We start from the raw sequence: 18,111 nt of genomic DNA, 5'->3' as shown, positions 1-18,111 counted from the left end.
GGGTGACGGCCGTCTTCGACCCTTTCTTCCGGAAGATACTCGCAATGGAGTAGTTTCCGCGGTGATGTCGGTGAACAACTCCTCTTCACTCGCGTTTCAAGCGAAACGGAGGAGAACGACATGCCAGCCTTGGACGAATCTTTCGAAGAGTTCATGAAACGCCGCGAAAGCGTTTCCCTCGACTACATCAACGGCAACCCGGCCACCTTGATCGACATCTCGACGTCGCACGATCCGGCGACCTTCTTCCCGCCGTCCGGCGATCGGATTTCGGGTGCAACGAACGTGAACGCCGCCAACGAAAAGGGTGCATCCTCCTTCAAGGAGGGCAGCTCCGGACATTTCGAGGTGATCCAATCGGCGGAGAGTGGCGATCTCTCGTTCTGGACGGGTCTTCAACATGCCAAAGTGCGCATGGAGGGCAAGGAAGGAGAGGTTCCGATGTCCCTACGCGTCACGGAGGTCTTCCGTCGTGAAAACGGCGAATGGAAACTCGTCCATCGGCACGCCGACATGGCGGACACGAGCAGCAAATAGCTTCGGCCGCCGCGCGTGTGTTCCCGATACCACTATGCGAACGTTGTCGTCCGGGCCATATGCCGATTTCCGGGTCTCCGTCCGTCCACGACGCCGGCCCGCGCTCTTCGACGCCTACCTTCGCCGCGTCGACGGCCTTGCGCGCTTCGCGGCACCGCTCCTCGTTCCCGACGTCTTCTTTCGCCGCCCCATATGCCGAACGACCGGGATGATTCCAAACACAGCAGTGATACCGGAGCGCCGCTTGGCGAACCAGATGATCCAATTGTTGGTTCGATCAGTCCAAAAAATGGTGCATCATGTCGTTATCGATTTTTTGATGGCTCACCCGTTCGCACAGGCGGGACACCTCTTATTGCCTGTCGAGGGAGCGGGAAATCCTTTCCCAAATCGAAACTGTCGGTCCTCAGGCCGGAGAGGACGCAGCATCAATGAGGTTTGGATCAGGCCAGATTCAACAACGTAGTCGCGTCAGGCATGGGAGCTAGATAGCACGGCAACGTCCCGAGCGCCGTGGCAGCATCTGGCCGATTATTCTGAGTTTCCGTCAGGATTCTACGTCCACAACTCTGGACTATTTTCGCAATCGCGCATATACGAGGCAAAGTAGAAGTCGTCCGGTGCTGCATAATTGATATGCGAAGCTGACGCTTGACTTCGTCCGGGGCATCTCCGGGTGGGGTGTGAACTTCGTGCGCATATCCGTCCTTCAGACTATGGCCCAAGACGCATTGCAGCCCGTTCCGGATGACATCCGGGAGGGAAGAACATGCTTGATCTTCAACGCAGGGAATTTATCGTTCAGGGAGGTGCGGTACTCGCCGGAATCGCGGGTCTGTACGCTTCGGGGGTCAACGCTTTTCCGACGCAGGCGGGCGCGAAGGTTATTCCGTGGCTAGATCAGCCGGCGGAAAATCCCAATCCTGCCGTTATCCAGACGCAGCTCGTCTGGGAAGACTTGGATAGCTTCATAACTCCAAATGACAAGTTCTTCAGCATCGCGCATTTCAATCGACCGACGATTGACGAGAAATCGTGGTCCCTCGATATCGGCGGCCTGGTCAAGAAGCCGTTTAAACTGACGCTTGCCGACATCAAGGCGCGACCGCGACAGGAGGTCGTTTTTACAGTGGAATGCTCGGGTAACCACGGGTTCCCATTTTTCACGGGCGGCATCGGCAATGCCCGCTGGGCAGGCACGCCGCTTGCGCCAATCCTCCAGGAAGCCGGCGTCCTTGATAATGGCATCGAGGTTGTCTTCTTCGGTGCCGACAGGGGCGACATCGAAATACGCGACATCAAGATGCAACAGAACTTCGCTCGTAGCATGTCGCTCGCCGATGCAATGAGCCCGGACAATCTACTCTGCTATGAAATGAACGGCGCGACCCTGCCAGCGCCCAATGGTTTCCCGCTGCGGCTGATCGCTCCGGGCTGGTACGGCATCGCCAACGTCAAGTGGCTGAAGGAAATCGAGGTTCGCGACTCCCGTTTTATGAGCCTGCTGATGGCCCGCGACTATGTCACCATCCGGGAGGAAGAGCACGACGGGGAGACGGTTTGGGCTGAGACTTCCGTCGGCCGAGCCCTGATAAAGTCCGCGCCTGCCAAAGTCACGCGGACAGACACAGGTTACCGCATTATCGGCGCGGCCTGGGGGGCGCCAATCGACCGGGTCGAAGTGCAAATCGATCAAACGCCATGGAAACCAGCGATCATTGATCACAGTGAGGAAGCCGATCACGCATGGAAAATTTGGTCCTTGGATTGGGCAAATCCCTCTCCTGGAGAACACACCGTGACCTCACGCGCGATCAGTACCACTGGGCAGATTCAACCGGCAATGGACGACCCCTTAATCGCCAAAAAGCACACATACTGGGAAAGCAATGGCCAGGTGACACGCCGAATCCGCATCTCTTGAGAACGTCGCTGCCACTATGTCGGGCGCATGGGAAGGGCGTCACGGTCTTTTTGCCGACACGATAGAACTGGGTAAACCACGACGGCTGTGGTCCTACGCTCGACTTGCGGCGTTGTCATTTCGCCCTCCGATGACGCGAGACAGTCATCGTGTTGCATTCCTAGTCGGAAGTCCGGCGTGTGAGCCCAGGGATGGCGGCTTGTGGTTGGCCCGGCGCGTCGGGAAGTGGCTATCGTGGCCCTCGTTAGCATCCAGCTTGCCGATGATCATCGTCGCCCATTTACCCTTATCTACAACTAACTAAAAGCTGACTTGCGACCTGAAGTGGACTGTGCATTTGATCTCCTGAGTTGGGGTGCGTCAGATGTCGGTAAAGTTTCCGGTCGCTGCTGTAGCGATGTTCCTTGGGGCCGCGGTAGGTCAAGCAAATGCTGGGCTGGAATATGCCGCTCATCACACAGACGCCGGGTGGGCTTTCGTCACCGTTAGCGGCGCGTTCGAGTACACCGACGATCTCGCGCGCTTCAGGGAGATTGTCGCGCGCGAACACCCGTCCGTCATCGGCTTTGATAGTCCCGGCGGCAATGTAGCCAAGGCTATCGAACTGGGCCGCCTCATTCGCTCGCTCGGGCTCTCGACAATTCAGGTGCGACAAGCAGAGTGCGCCTCGGCCTGTTCGCTCGCGTTCCTCGGAGGCGTCAGCCGTCTCGCACAGCCGGGCTCGATCGGCGTCCACAAGTCATCCTTCAACGACACGCAGGGCATGAAGATCAACGACGCCGTCTCCGCCGTACAGGATACCACTGCGGACGTCATTGGATACATGTCGGAGATGGGCGTCGATCCAACGCTTCTCCAGCTCTCCCTTTCCTACGACAGCAACGACATTCGCTACCTTTCAGGAAGCGAGATGGCGAAGTATCGGGTCACGACCGGCTCGCAGTCACCTGATCTGTCGACAAAGGTAGAACCTCGCGACATCGCGCGAGATGCTCCGGTACCGCGCGGTGTCGAGGCGAAGGCCGATCCGTCGCTGGAGGTTCCTCTCGCAAGAGATGGCACTGTCCGACATCCCAAGGGCAGGGCTCCGGTCAAGCTTTCCGCGGACGCCGACGCCAAGGCGATCGGCGATGCTGGAAACGGCACATCCGTCGACATTCTCGATATCCGCGGCGATTGGTACAAGGTTTCCGTCGCCGGGCTGGTCGGCTTCATGCACTACTCGTGGGTCCACGTCAGCCAGTTCGATGAGGACTCCGGCGAACAACGTTATGTTCAGATAAAAAGCTTCAATTCGTTGCCAGACGCCCAGGAATTCGTGAAGGGGTCGCCTGTGCCATTGAGCGTGCACTTGGCTGCCAATGGCTGGTTCGCCGTTACATTGCACGACCTTTATGGGGAGCAGGAGGCGAAGGATGTTTCCACTGCCCTCAAGGGCCATGGGCTCATCGCCAAGGACTCGATGGTCACCATCGGAAACACCTACGTCAGGATAGTCTGCTGTGATTGATGACTCCCAGCCGCGACTGATTAGCTTTATCGCAAAAGCTTTCTCCATTCTTATCGTCGCCGCGGCCCTGGTGGGCGTGGGCTTCGAAGATGCGGCTGCGGCGATCACTTACGAGCGCCTGTCTCTGAATGATGGCGGACGGCTTCTGGTCATCAAGGGCGAGTTCGAGCCCTCTGACGATCCAATGAAACTCGTCGCCGAATACTCCCAGTATCAGCCGAGCGTCATAGCTTTGACTCCAATGGCGGAAGCGTCGTCGCTGCAATCAAGATCGGACGAGCGATCCGTGCGTTGTCGGCAAACACCGTTCAGATCCGATCGACGCAGTGCGCCTCGGCATGCGCCCTCGCATTTATCGGAGGCGTGAAGCGCTCGGCCGAAGCTGGTTCGATCGGCGTCCATCAGGCTTCATTCTCGGACGACGCAGCACTCGACAGCAAGACAGCGGTCACCACGGTGCAGATAATGACCGGCGAGATCATCGGCTACCTCTCCGATATGGGAGTGAGCCCGAACCTGCTCAGGCTCAGCCTCTCTATAGAGAGCTCGGACATGCGGTATCTGACGACGGCCGAGATGCGCGACTGGAACATCATCACGTCCAACGATACCGTGACGGCACAGACAGTCCCATCCTCCGAACCGGTCGATAAGCCAGTCTCCAGCCCGAGTGCAAAGGCCGGGGCCACGGCGACTGCACCAAGCACATCTAGGGACAATGCCCTCGATTTTATTCGGCGATATCATGAGGCCTGGTCTCGCGATAACTCGACGGCGCTTGCCTTTATGCGCAAGGCCTATGAGGACCAGGTGACATTCTACGGCAGGGTCGTCGACCGCGACGCCGTCATGAAGGACAAGGCGACGTTCGCACTGCGATGGCCGGAGCGAATCTACAGCGTCAAGCCCGGATCCGAGGCGGCAGTATGTGGGGAGAAATGTGACGTATCCGGCGTCATCGAGTGGTTCGCAAGAAGCCGTGAAAGAGGCAAGACCTCGTCCGGGATGGCTGAGTTTGCGATTGTCTGGAATCCGGCAACGAGCCAGATCGAATCCGAAAACAGCAAGGTGCTCGCGACGGACAGAGGCGCCCAGGCGCCGGAGCGGATCATTAGCCAGTGGCATGTGGAGAACGGCGAATGCCGCGGCAGCACCAATCCCGACAGTCCTGAGACGCAGACGGCGTGCGCGAGGCGGGAAGAAATTGGTGCCATGCTTGACACGTTCGGCTGGTGTTATGGTCACAAGAACGACTACGGGTACCAGATGAAATGGCACCTTTGCGATGCGGCGTCTAACCGGCCTTAAACATCCGCGGCGCGCCACAGCTCAAAGCGGATAAAGCGGACCGATAGTTCTGCCGGCGTCCAAAGATGCTACTCAAGGCAACCGAGCGAACGGAGTGAGTCTGCCATGACTAGAACCTACTGCTCGGCGGCAATCCCGAAAAGATGCGGTTCTGCCAGCCATATCGACATTCGAAAGACACGCCCCGCGGGCTTTGCTCCTCTCTTCTGCCCGAACCTGCCGGCCATGGGCGCCGGAGCGGCCGCATTTCCGATCTGATCCGCACCCACTATTCCGCCGGACGAATGCCCAGGCGTACTCGTAGATGGGGGAGCGGAGCGGGACCTGCCATGGCTGCCAGAGGCGTGGCAACGTCGTGGTCAACGAGCCGTGACGTGGCGCTGGGCGGGGCTCGCGCGACTATCTTGCCACGCCTTTATGGATGCACGAGGTCGAGCGCCTCCACCGTGATTGCTGGCCAATATCAAGGGCGGGGTGTAGAATGTCGGCGCGCACGGACGTGGGAGATCCGCTTTGAACGAGCCTCCTTTTGAGAAAGGCCTCCAGCACCCGACGAAGGCACCGCCATCAGGGAACGAGAGCGCGGGCGAACCTCCGTCTGAACAACGCTCGGAGCACGGACATCCTCTGTCCCGCAAACGGGTGAACGAGGGACGACCGAGGGAGAAATTGAAGCGCCGACGACCCACGTGAGAGCTCCGCGCAACGGCGCGAATCCTTTATCCTAATTGTTGACAATTCGCGCTATTTGTCGCCTGCTCGGCGTATGGATTCGACGTCGGAAATCATGAGCGCGCTCAGGGCGGCCCGCGCCCTGGCAGGACTTAGCCAGGACGAGCTGGCGGCCTTGGCGGGCGTCAGCCGTCAGATCATTGTTCGATTAGAGAAGGGCGAATCCAACGTCTTGGTCGACGCGATCGAAAAGGTGAGGGACGCCCTCGAGGGGCAAGGGGTGGTTTTCATCGACGGCAACGCCGGCCACGGGCCGGCAGTCGCCATGGTACGCCCAGATCGGTGAGACGGTCTGTCTCACCGCTTGAGAATGGTCGACGCACCCCCCCGGAAGAGCGTCGCGACCTCGTCGGCGGTGAGGTTCTCTTTCTCAAGCAAACTATCCGTGAGCGATTTCAGGATCGTGACGTGCTGGGAGAGAAGAGCTTTCGCCCGGTCGAACTGCTTTCGCATAATACCGCTGATTTCGGATTGCATGGGACTGGGCAGGCGACGCGCCGTGCTCGCCTCGATCTTCGTTTCCTCGAGCGCGAACAGCAGACTTTCGCCCATTCCGTACGACGCCACGATCAGGGTCGCAAAACGGGTTGCGTATTCGATATCGCTGCCCTGTCTCCCCCCGGCACCGTTGGAGTGCGCCCCCAGTACCAGCTCTTCGGCCGCCGCGCCCGCGAGGGCCCCGCAGATCAGATTTTCCATGGATTCGCGAGTATGCACTTCGGGGTCGGGGTGGAAAAATCGTGCGTGGCCAAGCCGCTCGGTCGACGCGGTAGGCCTGTAGTTCCTCCGCACAGATAGAGCGACCTTCATGTCCGACCAGAGCAGCAGCGTGACGACGGCGTGACCCGCTTCGTGTATCGATACCCTCGCGACGGTCTCGTCCGATAGCGTTCGCAGCGGAGGAAGCGCATCCGCGAGGTCGGCTAATCTGGTCGGTCGCTCCTTGGCTCGGGCATGACGCTTCGCGTCTCGCGCCAATCGTTCCAGATCGGCGGGCGTCCATCCGTCCAGATCGGCGGCCAATGACCGCAGCTCGTCCGAGATGCAGGCAAATCCCAGATGAAAGCGGAGGATGTCGGCGCGCTCGTCCGCATCCGGCAGATCGAGTCGCACGTGACGTTCGATGCGTCCGCTTCGAAGGAGCGCCGGGTCTATCGCCTCCGGGAAATTGGTCGCCGCGACCACGACGATCTTGTCTCGTCCCTCGACGCCGTCGATACATTCGAGCAGGTAGTTGACGACTTGTGTCGAGTAGACTCCGTGTTCCCCCTTGAACCTGGTCCGGTCACCGATCGAGTCCAGCTCGTCCAGGAACAAGATCGAGGGCTGCTGAGAGCGGGCTTTTTCGAAGGTCGCTTTCATCGCCGCAAGGAGATCGCCGAGGTGGCCGGCCGACTGCCATTTTGACACCGACGCCGTGACCAGCGGAAGGCCGCAGGACCGCGCAAGCGCCGTGGCGAAGAAGGTCTTTCCTGTTCCAGGAGGGCCATAGATCAGAAGACCGCGATCGACGTCCTGCCACCCGATCTCGCCGGAGCGTTCTTTTGCCAGGTCCTCGGTCAATGAACGCGCCCAAGGTTTCAAGGACGCGTAGCCGGGGATGTCATCTAGTGAAGGGCCCCCAACGGAAATTCCCCCAGATCGCTTTCTCAGCGCAGCGGCCTCGTGGATTCCCAACCGATATTTCGTGAGAGCACGTGCCAGGACATGGAAGTCGCAATCCGACCGACAGCGATCGCAAGGCGCGAGCGCGGGCCGATATGGACCGCAATGAAGAATTCTTGTCAGGTTCGCCGTATCGTAGAATTGCCATCGTATTCCCACTCCAATTGAGAATCATGAACGTAGTGCTCATGTGGTGAGCACAGTGTTCGTTCGAGGGGCTGCTGTCAACAATCCAAGGAGAAGGATCCGAATGGGCCGCCGGGTCTAGCGGAGCGGAGCGAGAAGGATCACTCCACCCTCGATCGCCGGGGCTGCGCCTCTTCGTTACAGACGAAACGTCGCGCGGCTTGGAAGTGCCGTAGAAGCGCGCTTCATACGTGGCTCCCAACCAAGGCAGTTCCAATCGATGGCCTGACCTAGCAGCGCAGGCAGACGATTTCTTCTCGGACATGATGTTAACGCGACTGAAACCTGAAGCTAGGATTCATGCTTATCCCACCACGCTACACAGGGTCCGAAATTGTCATCGCCGCAGCCGCTTGCCGGATACCGAGTCATCATACAGCACAAGCCAGAGACGGCCGCGCAGCTCCGCGCGCTCTTCGTCGAGCTAGGGGCGACCGTCGTCTTAACCGAGAGCGCAAACGCGACGATCTCCGAGCTGGAGCGGAGCAGCGCTCGCTTCGTCGTCCTGGATTCGCACGACCTCGACGGCGGTCTCAACGATAGCGTCGCGTTGCGCGCATTCCAGATAAGCGTTGGCATCTGCTACAGCAAACCCCTCCCGCAGTACGGTCTGATAACGCTCGTTAATTGGATCGATATCGCGTCGCCGGCATCGGCCGTCATCGATCGCGCGCTCTTCTACAGGCGGACAAAATACCGTTCCCCGATCGAAGGGCTTCGGGATGGACCGCCTTTCCGATCCCTTTCGTAGAAATGGGGAACCCGTGGCACGAAGGCAGTGCCTCGAGATGCGGATGAAGACGGTGTCCGCGAAGCACGAGCGGCGCCGAAACAGCTCTCGCCCACCGCGGAGGCGTTCATGACGCTGATCCGGTCCGGGTGGAGCGGTCCCACCCGCGCCACGCGCGAGGGTGACAGTCAGCCGGAGGAAGCCCAGAAGCACTTTTATGATCGTCCACCAAACATTGCGAGGATGCTGCGGAGTTCAGGCCGTCTCACCAGAAGCGCGTCCTGACGGCGTCTTCAGAAGCGACCCGCGAGCGTCAGGCGTTGCTCTCACGGCCCAAAGCAGGCGCCTACAAGCTCGAGAAAATCCTTCGAGAGAGGACCCGGTCCTTTAACGTCGTTCGAAGCGGTGAAGCGTCAGCAGTCGCTTTTTACCTTTTCCCGATCCGAATTCACAAGAGGTGGGCGTCGAACACGGAAGATTCTTTTCGCCTCGCGTTTCATCCAAGGGGCGGGGACTGCTCCTTCGCAACCCGACGAGCAGTTTGGTGCCGAAGGCGGCCGCCGCACACCAGCTCTTACGTCGGGCCGGCGTCTCGGTCGAAATTTCGAGCCGCGGCTTCGATGTCGTCGATGATGGTGTCCAGGCGACGCTCGAGCGCCGAGCTCGGCGTCTCCGTCCATTCCAGCCGCCAGTCGTCGCTGAAGACCGGCGAATACGCGATCAGCTTCAAGCGGCCCGCCGCCACATGCATCATGCGCCGCAAGGTGTGGCCGCCGCGCTCCGCCGGAGAAAGCCGCACATACTCGGACTCCGACACGAAGCGGCCGCATCCAACGTAGTGCATCGGGCCGGTATTCGCAGATCTCGACGATCGCCAGACCCACCGGGAAGCGCCCGACATAAGCGACGGTGGGGCAGAACGGTGCAGAGTTTTTCACCGACCCCATACTCCGGTCCCTCCGCGGTCTGCCGTCGATCCACTTTCGTGCGGACGAAGACCTCGCACGGCGGTGCGATCCCGGCGCGATGGCCGCGCGCCGCGAGAGCGGCGAACAGTTCTGCGGCGAAGCTCAGACACTTGGGCAGGCAGGGCCGCGTCGTCGTCAGGTCGAGGAGCCCCTGCCGCCAGCGCGGCCGCAGGTAGGCTCCACCGCCAACCTGGAGAAACCAACGTCGGCGCTTCCACGAACCTGGAAAGCTCCAGGATGGTCAGGGTTACGACGCGGCACCGGTCGTCACGCTGGAGAGGGCCGCATATTCCCCGGTATGTGGACCTGAATCCATTAGACTCCTGATCATTTTGCTTACATAGTGAGCATGGAGTTTGTGCAGCTTTTAGGTAGGCTTCTAGGGTCGCTTCCCTTTCGGAGACGCATGGTCGAACGAGTGTCGACTCACCGGTGGGGCGGTGTGAACAAACGCGAGGACGGAAAGTTCGTAGGGACGGCCAGGCCACGCGGCACTCCAACTGCGAGAAAGCCGTCAGTCAGCGAGGAGAATAGAATCGCTGAGCGAATGGATTAATTCGAGTAAGGACGGCGGCGCCATGAAAAAGTGGGACCGCTGACAGGGAAGAATTCGCTCCGTCGCCTGTGGCTCTCAGTTCTGTTGTTGGCAGTCGCAAGAAAACGAGCTGTGACCGGAACCAGCCAAAACAATCATCAATTTTTTTGAAGATTCAAGTGACCGTGAGAGCCGAAAGGTATGGGACACAAACTGGGCCACGTACTGGGACACAAAGGATTCGTTGGCAAGACAAAACAATCAATAAAAACAACGCCCCAAGAAGGGGATGGTGCGGTCGAGAAGACTCGAACTTCCACGGGTTGCCCCACAGCGACCTCAACGCTGCGCGTCTACCAATTCCGCCACGACCGCATCGTGGTAGGTGCCGATTTGCGTCGGCGGGGCAGCATGTAGCAAAAGCATCTGGGGTGCACAAGGGCGATATGACAGTTTTTTTGAAAACCGCTCACAGCATTTGAATTGGCCCTGAAACGGGTCCATATAGCTGTCCTGCCGCCCCTTTTTTCACAGGCATTTCGGGGAGAGCGGCAAGGAATGGCCATGCTTCGCACCGATCTCGAATTCTCCATGCTTCCCCAACTCGGAACCCGGCCGGTACGCTGGCGCATCGCCGATGGCCTCGTTCCCTATGAGGAGGCGGTGGAGACGATGGAGCGGGAGGTGGCGGTGATATCAGATGGCGGTGATGAACTCGTCTGGCTCGTCGAACATCCGCCGCTCTATACTGCCGGCACCAGCGCCAATGCGATGGACCTTGTCCAGCCGAACCGGTTTCCGGTCTTTGCGACAGGGCGTGGCGGTGAATACACCTATCATGGACCCGGCCAGCGCGTCGCCTATGTCATGCTTGACCTGAAAAGGCGGCGCCAGGATGTGCGCGCCTTCGTCGCCGCCCTTGAAGATGTCGTCATCCGCACGCTCGACATGATGAATGTCCGCGGTGAGCGACGTGAAGATCGCGTCGGCGTCTGGGTGCGCCGGCCGGAAAAGCCGTTGCTGACCGATGGGACGATGGCTGAGGACAAGATCGCCGCTCTCGGCATAAGGCTGCGGAAATGGGTGACCTTCCACGGACTGTCGCTGAACGTCGATCCCGATCTCGATCATTTCGGCGGCATCGTGCCCTGCGGGATATCAGCCTATGGCGTGACCAGCCTCGTCGATCTTGGCCTGCCTGTGATGATGGCTGATGTCGATATCCGGCTGCGCGCCGCCTTCGAGGCGGTTTTCGGCGAAACGACGGGCGAAACCTGACTGATCACGGCGACCGGCGCAATTTGTATCGGAAAGATAGGCTGGTTTCGGACTTTTCTTAAGTGAAACAATGCTTCGTGGCAGATTTGGCGGTCGCGTAGCGTTGAGGTCGCTGTGGAGGAATCCGTGGAAGTTCGAGTCTTCTCGACCCACCATTTTCCTTCGGCGAAACGCTCGCCGGGCGCATTCTGCCGTGAGACTCGGCCATCGCTTCACTGTCAGATCTGAGTCAATGTTTTAACCTATAATTAGCGATTGAAGATATATACGACACCGCAGCTGTGTGAATATGGAAGTCCGAGGACAATGAGAAAAAAAGCAGCGGCAAGCTGGTCATTCCTCGATGTGCATTTCGCTCTCGATGTTATCGAGAAGGTTCTCATCGGCTATTTCTTCGTCGGGATTGTCATGCGTGTCCTGCCGCAGATGCAGGACAATCGGGCGATCATCGATTGCCTGCTGATCGTTTCGGAGAGCGCTGCCGTCTTCCTCATCCTGACCCGTCGGCCGACGAGAAATGCGTCGCTGCGCCTCTTTGATTGGACGGTCACCGCCATCGGGACGACCTCCCCGCTGCTTGCCGCGCCCTCCGCGACACAGTCGCTAGCGCCGCTCGCGTTCTGCGGGACCGCGATGGCACTCGGTTTTGTCCTGCAGATATCGGCAAAGCTGACATTGCTGCGAAGCTTCGGCCTCGTGCCGGCCAATCGCGGCGTCAAGATCGGCGGGCCTTACAAATTTATCCGCCATCCGATGTATGCGGGTTATCTGATGACACACATCGGCTTCTTCCTGGCCCATCCGAGCATTTGGAATTTTGCCATCTATGCGACGGCCCTAACCGCCCAATGTTTCCGCCTCCTGGCGGAGGAGCGTCTGCTCAAGCAGGATCCTGCCTACGAGGCCTTCATGGCCACGACCCGTTACCGGCTCGTTCCGTTCGTATTCTAAGACGACATAGAGATGGATTGAAAAAGAGAAGGGCCGGTTTCCGGCCCTTTCTTTTATCGGATCAATGGGTTGCGCGGCATGCTTCGGTGCGGGAAGCGCCGCTGTCGGCACCCTTGGTATGGGAGCCCTTCGGGCCGATCATGCTATGGCATGGAGGCAGCGGCGTGATGCTGGCCGTTGCGGTCTTGTCGACGGCAGGGGCGGCCATGGCGCTCGGTGCGAAGCCGTCGCTGTCATTGGTGTAGTCGTTGGAATAGGACGGGGCCTTGCGGCTGCTGTAGTGCACCGGGGCCGGCTTCGACGTCGGGCTCGGCGCGAAGCCGTCGCTGTCGTTGGTGTAATCGTCGGAATAGGTCGGCTGGGCGAAGGCAGCGCCTGCAAGGCTGACGGCGAACAGGGACGCGGCAAGGGCAAATTTGATGCGCATGGGTCTATCTCCTCAATCTACTGTTGAATTCGACAACATAAACTAACCCTCGGCACACACGAGTTCGCGCCCCAATTCAGGCAATTTTGTGATAATATGGCGACGTGCCCGCGACCTTTTGTCCAAATGAAATCACAGTGTTGTCAACGAAATTGACGTTCGCGTTACAGAAGCCGCCTAACAAAAATGGGCAATTGAGCTCACGAATAAGACAGCTGGTGCTACAATCGTAAATTGTTAACTTTTGGTAATGTTGGGAAGGGTCACTAACGGGAGGCGGCAGCCAGTTTCCCATTAGTGATCTATGCCTTTTGCGTGAAGTCAGTCCTCGTTCGGGATATGCGCATCGACACCGGTCAGCTGCAGTTTGTTGCGGACGTGACGGACGCCATCGACCGAAAGCGCGCCGAGTTCGACCTTCCGAGCGATGCCGATCGTCTCCACCGACCCTTCCAGGGTGACGACGTGACCATCCGCATGAACCTCGATACTGTCGAGGTCGACCTCAGGAATGTTTTCGAGATTGTCGTTCACCCGCGCTTCGAGGTCGTCGCTTTCATCGCGGTCGATGGTATCGGCGCGCAGCGAATCCTTCAGGCGATTCTCGTTGCCGTCCTCATCGGTGCCGTCGACCCGGAAGCCCCTGTTGGGATCGCTGTCGAAATTGGCCGCGGTCTCGCCATAAGGGCGGTTGGCGGGGTCGGCGCCGCTGCCGTCGGCATAGGGCCAGCCCTCATCGAGGTTGCGTTCTTCGAGGTCGCGATAATCCTCTTCACGGGAAAGCTCAGGCTTTTCCCGGTAAATCGGGGTCTTGTCACGGATCCTTGCCATTGCAGTCGCTCCTTGTTTCTTTGCTGGGTTTCTTTGCTGGAAACGCCGGCAGCGGCGAATGGTTCGGTGCGGACGGGGATTTGTCAGCCGTGATTGTCAGCCCTGCGCCTTCTCCCATTTCTTCACGAGACGGTCGCGTTTCAGCCGTGAGAGGCGCTGCAGCCAGAAAATGCCATCGAGTTGGTCGACCTCGTGCTGAATGCAGACGGCAAGGAAATCTTCGGCACCGTCCTCGTGCACGGCGCCTTCGGCATCCTGATAGCGGAAGCGGATCGCCCGCGGGCGCGTGACTTCGTCGGTCGCACCGGGCATGGAGACGCTGCCTTCAGTATGGCTCATCGTCTCCTTCGAAAACCAGGTGATATGAGGATTGACGTAGAGGCGCACGCCGTCGGCCTTGTCGAGTTCCAGCACCGTGACACGGTTGAAGACGCCGATGTGGGCGGCGGTGATGCCGACGCCAGGGGCTGCGCGCATCGTCGCCAGCAGGTCGTCGGCAAGCGCGGCGAGCGAGGAATCGAAGGCCGTCACCGGCGCGCAGACAGTCTTCAGGCCCGGATGTGGATAGCGCAGAATCGGACGGATGGGCATGGGGCAGGCTTCCTCTGCTTGGACGGGTGAGGAAACTATCGCCGGCCGCAGGCATTGTCATCACCAAGCACGGTTTGCCGCTTTACGACACGGGTGCTTTGGGCTAGCAGGAGCCAAGAATTCCGGCTGCGGGAGCCTCGCGCGGGATTCGCTTATCCGCTTGTTGATAATGTGTTTTCGGCCGACATTTGCGAATGCGGCGCGGCAGTCGTTGAAATTCGAACCAGATGCGAGGGCGGCAGATGACGACGACCGATGAGGAAGACCGCATTCGCAGGCGTCCCGATGACGAGGACGCCGATATCTACGACGAGGACGGCAATGTCCGCAGCGATTTCCTGGCGCTCGTCGGCGCTGCGATCGCCGACCGCGATACGCTGTTCCTGCGCCAGAACGTTGCCCGTCTGCATGAATCGGAAATAGGCGACCTGTTGGAATCGATCCAGCCGGATCAGCGCCTGGCGCTGGTGCGCCTGCTCGGCGACGATTTCGACATGACGGCGCTGACCGAGGTCGACGAGGCGATCCGCCGTGAAATCGTCGACCAGATGCCGAATGCGCAGATCGCCGCCGCGATCGGCGAGCTCGATTCGGACGATGCCGTCTACATTCTCGAGGACCTCGACAAGGAGGACCGGGAGGAGATCCTCGCCCAGCTGCCGTTCACCGAACGGGTGCGGCTGCGCCGGGCGCTCGACTATCCCGAAAGCTCGGCCGGGCGCCGCATGCAGACGGAATTCGTCGCTGTGCCGCCATTCTGGACGGTGGGGCAGACGATCGACTACATGCGCGACGAGGAGGATCTGCCCTATTCCTTCTCGCAGATCTTCGTCATTGATCCGACCTTCAAGCTGCTCGGCGCCGTCGATCTCGATCAGATCCTGCGCACCAAGCGGCAGACGAAGATCGAGCAGATCATGCGCGAGACCAACCATCCGGTTCCGGCCGAGATGGACCAGGAGGAGGCCGCCCAGCTCTTCGAGCAGTACGACCTTCTCTCGGCCGCCGTCGTCGACGAAAACGGCCGGCTGGTCGGCGTGCTGACCATCGACGACGTCGTCGACGTCATCCACGAGGAGGCAGATGAGGACATCAAGCGCCTCGGCGGCGTCGGCGACGAAGAGCTGTCGGACAATGTGCTCTCGACGGTGCGTTCGCGCTTCCTGTGGCTTTTGATCAATCTCGGCACGGCGATGCTGTCGGCAAGCGTGATTGGCCTGTTCGACGCCTCGATCGAGAAGATGATCGCGCTTGCGGTGCTGATGCCGATCGTCGCCTCGATGGGCGGCAATGCCGGCACGCAGACGATGACGGTGACGGTACGCGCGCTCGCCACCCGCGATATCGACATCTACAATGCCGGCCGCATCATCCGCAGGGAGGCGGGTGTCGGCATCCTGAACGGCATCGTCTTTGCGACCATCATGGGCGCGATCGCCGGCACGTGGTTCCACGACTATCAGCTGGGCGGGGTGATTGCGGCGGCGATGATCATCAACCTGATGGCGGCAGCTCTTGCCGGCATCCTGCTGCCGCTGCTGCTCGACAAGATGGGGGCCGACCCGGCGATCGCCTCTTCCGTCTTCGTCACGACGGTGACGGACTGTACCGGCTTCTTCGCGTTTCTCGGCATCGCCACATGGTGGTTCGGCATCTGACCGGCTGCCGAAATTGACTATTACGTAAAAGTCAATATTATCGCCTGTGATGACGGGGAAGACATGCCGGTGAACAAATTTTATAGCATAACGGAGCTGACGCGCGAATTCGGGGTCTCGACGCGCACGCTCCGCTTCTACGAGGATGAGGGACTGATCCATCCGGAGCGACGCGGGCGCACCCGTCTGTTCCGGCAAGCCGACCGGCGGCTCATCGCCGAAATCCTCCGCGGCCGGCGCATCGGCTTCACCATCGCCGAAATCCGCGAGATCATCCAGGTCTACAAGGAGCCGCCGGGCGAACTTGGCCAGCTGAAGCTCCTGATGAAGCGCGTCGATGAAAAGCGCGACGACTTGCGCCAGAAGCGCAAGGATATCGACGACACGCTGACGGAACTCGACGCTATCGAAGAGACCTGCCTCGGCCGCCTCGCCGAAATCGGCGTCACCACTTGATCACCCCTGTATTGTCGGTTGAATTCATTCAGCCTCGGCGCTGCATTCGGCGGCAATCGTCTGGACCCGCTCGTCGTTTTGTATATCGATCGCGCCCGCCTGAAGCGGCGTGAACAGGGCTTGCGCCTGCAATTTCTCCAGCGTGCACTGGCAGAAGCTGCGGCAGAGCGCTTCGCCTTGCTGCATGACGCAAGCGGAGTTGCATTGCCTTAGGTAAGTCGCAACCGGATCCGGCGCCTGCGGTGGGACGACGAGGGACAGCCCATAGGCGATAGCGATCAACACCGGCTGGTGGATGAGGTAAAAGGCAAGGCTGTGGCGGCCAAGCCTTGCCGGCCACCAGGAGCCGGTGCCGATGGCGGCAAGCCGGTGCAGCAGCCTGGTTTTGATGGCGATCGAGGCGATACTCAATCCAGCGAAAAAGGGCGTTGCCCAGGGAAACAGCGGCACGTAGTCGTTGGACCGTTCCGGCATCACCGCAAGGCCGATCCAGGCGAGATATCGGGGATCGAAGAAGGATGAGCGCAGCAGGCCGGGCGGGCCGAAATTATCGGTGATCCAGGCAGCAAAGAGCGCAAGCGTGGCGATGAGGGTGAAGGCGAGCGGCAGTCTCAAGAAAACGATGCCGATAAGCGTGAGCACCGCGATACAATGCAGGATGCCGAAATAGATCCACTCGTCCGGCATCGCGATGCGCGTGGCGATCGAGATCACCGCGGCTGCCGCGGCAATCATGCCGAAGCGCTTCCAGAAGGAGGGCCAGCGAATCTCGGGCTTGCTCGAGAGCACCAGGCTGATGCCGACGATGAAGAGAAAGGTCGTGGCGATCGCCCGGGCATAGATCTTCAGCCAGCCGGTCTCGGCCGTGCCCGGCGCGAGATAGCCCATGAACTCCATATCCCAGCTGAAATGGTAGCTCGCCATGGCGATCAGCGCGACGCCGCGCGCCGTATCCAATAGACCGATGCGCGGTGGCCTTGCCGCCGCATCGGTTTCCGTTGCCGGCAATCTCATCAAAGTCCCTCGGGCAAATCACGTCCGTCGCTCGACGGCATATCGCGGCGAATAGCAGAAAGGTGGAGATTTGATGGCGGGCCGGCATCCATGATCGCCAGTCGCGCCTCCGAGAAGAATTGCCGCCGTGCCAGCACGAAGATGACGATCGCCGTCGTCAGCATAAAGACATAAGGGTTGATGAACCAGCCGAGATAACCGATCGACAGGAAGATCGCCCTGAGGCCCTCGTTGAAATTGCTGCCGGCAATGACATTCATGCGGATGACGCGTTCGGCGGCCCGCTCGGCGGCGATGATGTCGCGCTCGCTGTCGCGCATCATCGGGATCGAGCCGAAGAGAATGGTGCAATAGTTGAACAGTCGGTAGGACCAGCCGAACTTGAAGAAGGCATAGCCGAAAAGCGCTGCCAGCCCGCCGACCTTCATCTCGAAGACGGCATGGCCGCCATGGAAGACGAAGGGCAGGTCGGCGAAGACGGCGTCGACTTTCTCCGTCGCGCCGAGCAAAGCAAAGCAGCTGCCGATCGCGAAGATCGAGGTCGAAGCGAAGAAGGCGGTGCCGTTCTGCAGACCGGCCATGATCTGCGTATCGATCATCTTCAGGTCGCGGCGCAGCGAATTATAGATCCACTCCCGGCGCCGTTCGGTCATCGCATGGGTCAGGCTGGTGCGCCCGAAGAAGGTGCGGCCGTGCAGCAGCCAGGAATAGCCCATCCAGACAAAGGCAAAGAAGGCCAGAGCGATATAGTCCGCCGTCGTCATCAGTGATTCAGTCTCCGCATGAACGCAGCCAGTATGCCGCAAGTCG

At 59.9% G+C, this 18,111-nt stretch carries 18 protein-coding genes and 1 tRNA gene; 11 read left to right on the top strand and 8 right to left on the bottom strand.

Annotation, left to right across the window (positions count from 1 at the left end; all coding sequences use genetic code 11):
- Positions 1 to 120: 120 nt before the first annotated feature.
- The 6 genes from CUJ84_RS10335 (at position 121) to CUJ84_RS10315 (ending at position 6,297) form a co-directional block, all read left to right on the top strand.
- Positions 121 to 537, top strand: coding sequence for a YybH family protein (locus CUJ84_RS10335; protein ID WP_064248157.1), 417 nt, complete (start codon positions 121 to 123; stop codon positions 535 to 537).
- Positions 538 to 1,306: 769 nt separating this feature from the next.
- The gene (locus tag CUJ84_RS10330; RefSeq protein WP_105006117.1) at positions 1,307 to 2,461 is read left to right on the top strand and encodes a sulfite oxidase; all 1,155 of its coding nucleotides are present in this window, start codon (positions 1,307 to 1,309) and stop codon (positions 2,459 to 2,461) included.
- A gap of 364 nt (positions 2,462 to 2,825) precedes the next feature.
- Positions 2,826 to 3,971: an SH3 domain-containing protein gene (locus CUJ84_RS10325; protein WP_105006116.1), complete on the top strand. Its 1,146-nt coding sequence runs from the start codon at positions 2,826 to 2,828 to the stop codon at positions 3,969 to 3,971.
- Positions 3,964 to 4,338 carry a hypothetical protein gene (locus CUJ84_RS38695; RefSeq protein ID WP_245457548.1) on the top strand — a complete coding sequence of 125 codons (375 nt, stop codon included), beginning with the start codon at positions 3,964 to 3,966 and terminating at the stop codon, positions 4,336 to 4,338. The genes CUJ84_RS10325 and CUJ84_RS38695 overlap by 8 nt, the downstream gene beginning before the upstream one ends.
- Positions 4,335 to 5,279: a hypothetical protein gene (locus tag CUJ84_RS10320; RefSeq protein ID WP_245457547.1), complete on the top strand. Its 945-nt coding sequence runs from the start codon at positions 4,335 to 4,337 to the stop codon at positions 5,277 to 5,279. The genes CUJ84_RS38695 and CUJ84_RS10320 overlap by 4 nt, the downstream gene beginning before the upstream one ends.
- Positions 5,280 to 6,066: 787 nt before the next feature.
- Positions 6,067 to 6,297, top strand: a complete 231-nt coding sequence (locus CUJ84_RS10315; RefSeq protein WP_245315120.1) for a helix-turn-helix transcriptional regulator — start codon at positions 6,067 to 6,069, stop codon at positions 6,295 to 6,297.
- Between the two features lie 11 nt (positions 6,298 to 6,308).
- Here CUJ84_RS10315 and CUJ84_RS10310 read toward each other — a convergent pair whose 3' ends face one another.
- Positions 6,309 to 7,574: an AAA family ATPase gene (locus CUJ84_RS10310; RefSeq protein ID WP_158686916.1), complete on the bottom strand. Its 1,266-nt coding sequence runs from the start codon at positions 7,572 to 7,574 to the stop codon at positions 6,309 to 6,311.
- A gap of 622 nt (positions 7,575 to 8,196) precedes the next feature.
- Here CUJ84_RS10310 and CUJ84_RS10305 point away from each other — a divergent pair.
- A complete protein-coding gene (locus CUJ84_RS10305) occupies positions 8,197 to 8,613 on the top strand; it encodes a hypothetical protein (RefSeq protein WP_105006114.1) in 417 nt (138 codons plus the stop codon).
- A gap of 553 nt (positions 8,614 to 9,166) precedes the next feature.
- On the opposite strand, the gene CUJ84_RS10300 is transcribed toward CUJ84_RS10305, so the two are convergent.
- A complete protein-coding gene (locus tag CUJ84_RS10300; RefSeq protein ID WP_158686915.1) occupies positions 9,167 to 9,409 on the bottom strand; it encodes a hypothetical protein in 243 nt (80 codons plus the stop codon).
- Between the two features lie 976 nt (positions 9,410 to 10,385).
- Positions 10,386 to 10,470, bottom strand: a tRNA-Leu gene (locus CUJ84_RS10295).
- 183 nt (positions 10,471 to 10,653) lie between these two features.
- Between CUJ84_RS10295 and lipB the strand changes: the two genes are divergently transcribed.
- Both lipB and CUJ84_RS10285 read left to right on the top strand, forming a co-directional pair.
- Positions 10,654 to 11,373: a lipoyl(octanoyl) transferase LipB gene (lipB, locus tag CUJ84_RS10290; protein WP_105006112.1), complete on the top strand. Its 720-nt coding sequence runs from the start codon at positions 10,654 to 10,656 to the stop codon at positions 11,371 to 11,373.
- 306 nt (positions 11,374 to 11,679) lie between these two features.
- Positions 11,680 to 12,324, top strand: coding sequence for a methyltransferase family protein (locus CUJ84_RS10285; RefSeq protein ID WP_105006111.1), 645 nt, complete (start codon positions 11,680 to 11,682; stop codon positions 12,322 to 12,324).
- A 61-nt stretch (positions 12,325 to 12,385) separates the two neighbouring features.
- Here the strand turns inward: CUJ84_RS10285 and CUJ84_RS10280 are convergent, their stop codons facing one another.
- The 3 genes from CUJ84_RS10280 to CUJ84_RS10270 form a co-directional block, all read right to left on the bottom strand.
- On the bottom strand, positions 12,386 to 12,751 hold the full coding sequence (locus tag CUJ84_RS10280) for a hypothetical protein (RefSeq protein ID WP_105006110.1): 366 nt from the start codon (positions 12,749 to 12,751) through the stop codon (positions 12,386 to 12,388).
- Positions 12,752 to 13,072: 321 nt separating this feature from the next.
- The gene (locus CUJ84_RS10275; RefSeq protein WP_105006109.1) at positions 13,073 to 13,582 is read right to left on the bottom strand and encodes a BON domain-containing protein; all 510 of its coding nucleotides are present in this window, start codon (positions 13,580 to 13,582) and stop codon (positions 13,073 to 13,075) included.
- Between the two features lie 96 nt (positions 13,583 to 13,678).
- On the bottom strand, positions 13,679 to 14,173 hold the full coding sequence (locus CUJ84_RS10270) for a peptide deformylase (protein ID WP_105006108.1): 495 nt from the start codon (positions 14,171 to 14,173) through the stop codon (positions 13,679 to 13,681).
- A 242-nt stretch (positions 14,174 to 14,415) separates the two neighbouring features.
- On the opposite strand from CUJ84_RS10270, the gene mgtE reads away from it, so the two are divergent.
- Positions 14,416 to 15,831 (top strand): magnesium transporter, encoded by a 1,416-nt coding sequence (gene mgtE / locus CUJ84_RS10265; RefSeq protein WP_105006107.1) that lies wholly within the window; start codon positions 14,416 to 14,418, stop codon positions 15,829 to 15,831.
- 63 nt (positions 15,832 to 15,894) lie between these two features.
- On the top strand, positions 15,895 to 16,287 hold the full coding sequence (locus CUJ84_RS10260) for a MerR family transcriptional regulator (RefSeq protein ID WP_042954308.1): 393 nt from the start codon (positions 15,895 to 15,897) through the stop codon (positions 16,285 to 16,287).
- 24 nt (positions 16,288 to 16,311) lie between these two features.
- On the opposite strand, the gene CUJ84_RS10255 is transcribed toward CUJ84_RS10260, so the two are convergent.
- Positions 16,312 to 17,301 carry a heparan-alpha-glucosaminide N-acetyltransferase gene (locus CUJ84_RS10255; RefSeq protein WP_105006106.1) on the bottom strand — a complete coding sequence of 330 codons (990 nt, stop codon included), beginning with the start codon at positions 17,299 to 17,301 and terminating at the stop codon, positions 16,312 to 16,314.
- Positions 17,301 to 18,065 carry a DUF599 domain-containing protein gene (locus tag CUJ84_RS10250; protein WP_105006105.1) on the bottom strand — a complete coding sequence of 255 codons (765 nt, stop codon included), beginning with the start codon at positions 18,063 to 18,065 and terminating at the stop codon, positions 17,301 to 17,303. The genes CUJ84_RS10255 and CUJ84_RS10250 overlap by 1 nt, the downstream gene beginning before the upstream one ends.
- Positions 18,066 to 18,111 lie beyond the last annotated feature (46 nt).

The sequence above is a fragment of the Rhizobium leguminosarum genome (assembly GCF_002953715.1).
Taxonomy (GTDB): Bacteria; Pseudomonadota; Alphaproteobacteria; order Rhizobiales; family Rhizobiaceae; genus Rhizobium; species Rhizobium leguminosarum_V.
Note: the sequence above shows the minus strand (reverse complement) of the source record. Positions and strands in the feature narration are given on the sequence as shown.

What these genes read in the sequence shown, in the direction of transcription:
- CUJ84_RS10255 (WP_105006106.1), bottom strand. Translation starts at nt 17,301, where the DNA reads ATGAGATTGCCGGCAACGGAAACCGATGCGGCGGCAAGGCCACCGCGC.
- CUJ84_RS10285 (WP_105006111.1), top strand. Translation starts at nt 11,680, where the DNA reads ATGAGAAAAAAAGCAGCGGCAAGCTGGTCATTCCTCGATGTGCATTTC.
- lipB (WP_105006112.1), top strand. Translation starts at nt 10,654, where the DNA reads ATGGCCATGCTTCGCACCGATCTCGAATTCTCCATGCTTCCCCAACTC.
- CUJ84_RS10260 (WP_042954308.1), top strand. Translation starts at nt 15,895, where the DNA reads ATGCCGGTGAACAAATTTTATAGCATAACGGAGCTGACGCGCGAATTC.
- CUJ84_RS10275 (WP_105006109.1), bottom strand. Translation starts at nt 13,582, where the DNA reads ATGGCAAGGATCCGTGACAAGACCCCGATTTACCGGGAAAAGCCTGAG.
- CUJ84_RS10270 (WP_105006108.1), bottom strand. Translation starts at nt 14,173, where the DNA reads ATGCCCATCCGTCCGATTCTGCGCTATCCACATCCGGGCCTGAAGACT.
- CUJ84_RS10330 (WP_105006117.1), top strand. Translation starts at nt 1,307, where the DNA reads ATGCTTGATCTTCAACGCAGGGAATTTATCGTTCAGGGAGGTGCGGTA.
- CUJ84_RS10280 (WP_105006110.1), bottom strand. Translation starts at nt 12,751, where the DNA reads ATGCGCATCAAATTTGCCCTTGCCGCGTCCCTGTTCGCCGTCAGCCTT.
- CUJ84_RS10250 (WP_105006105.1), bottom strand. Translation starts at nt 18,065, where the DNA reads ATGACGACGGCGGACTATATCGCTCTGGCCTTCTTTGCCTTTGTCTGG.
- mgtE (WP_105006107.1), top strand. Translation starts at nt 14,416, where the DNA reads ATGACGACGACCGATGAGGAAGACCGCATTCGCAGGCGTCCCGATGAC.
- CUJ84_RS10315 (WP_245315120.1), top strand. Translation starts at nt 6,067, where the DNA reads ATGAGCGCGCTCAGGGCGGCCCGCGCCCTGGCAGGACTTAGCCAGGAC.
- CUJ84_RS10335 (WP_064248157.1), top strand. Translation starts at nt 121, where the DNA reads ATGCCAGCCTTGGACGAATCTTTCGAAGAGTTCATGAAACGCCGCGAA.
- CUJ84_RS10325 (WP_105006116.1), top strand. Translation starts at nt 2,826, where the DNA reads ATGTCGGTAAAGTTTCCGGTCGCTGCTGTAGCGATGTTCCTTGGGGCC.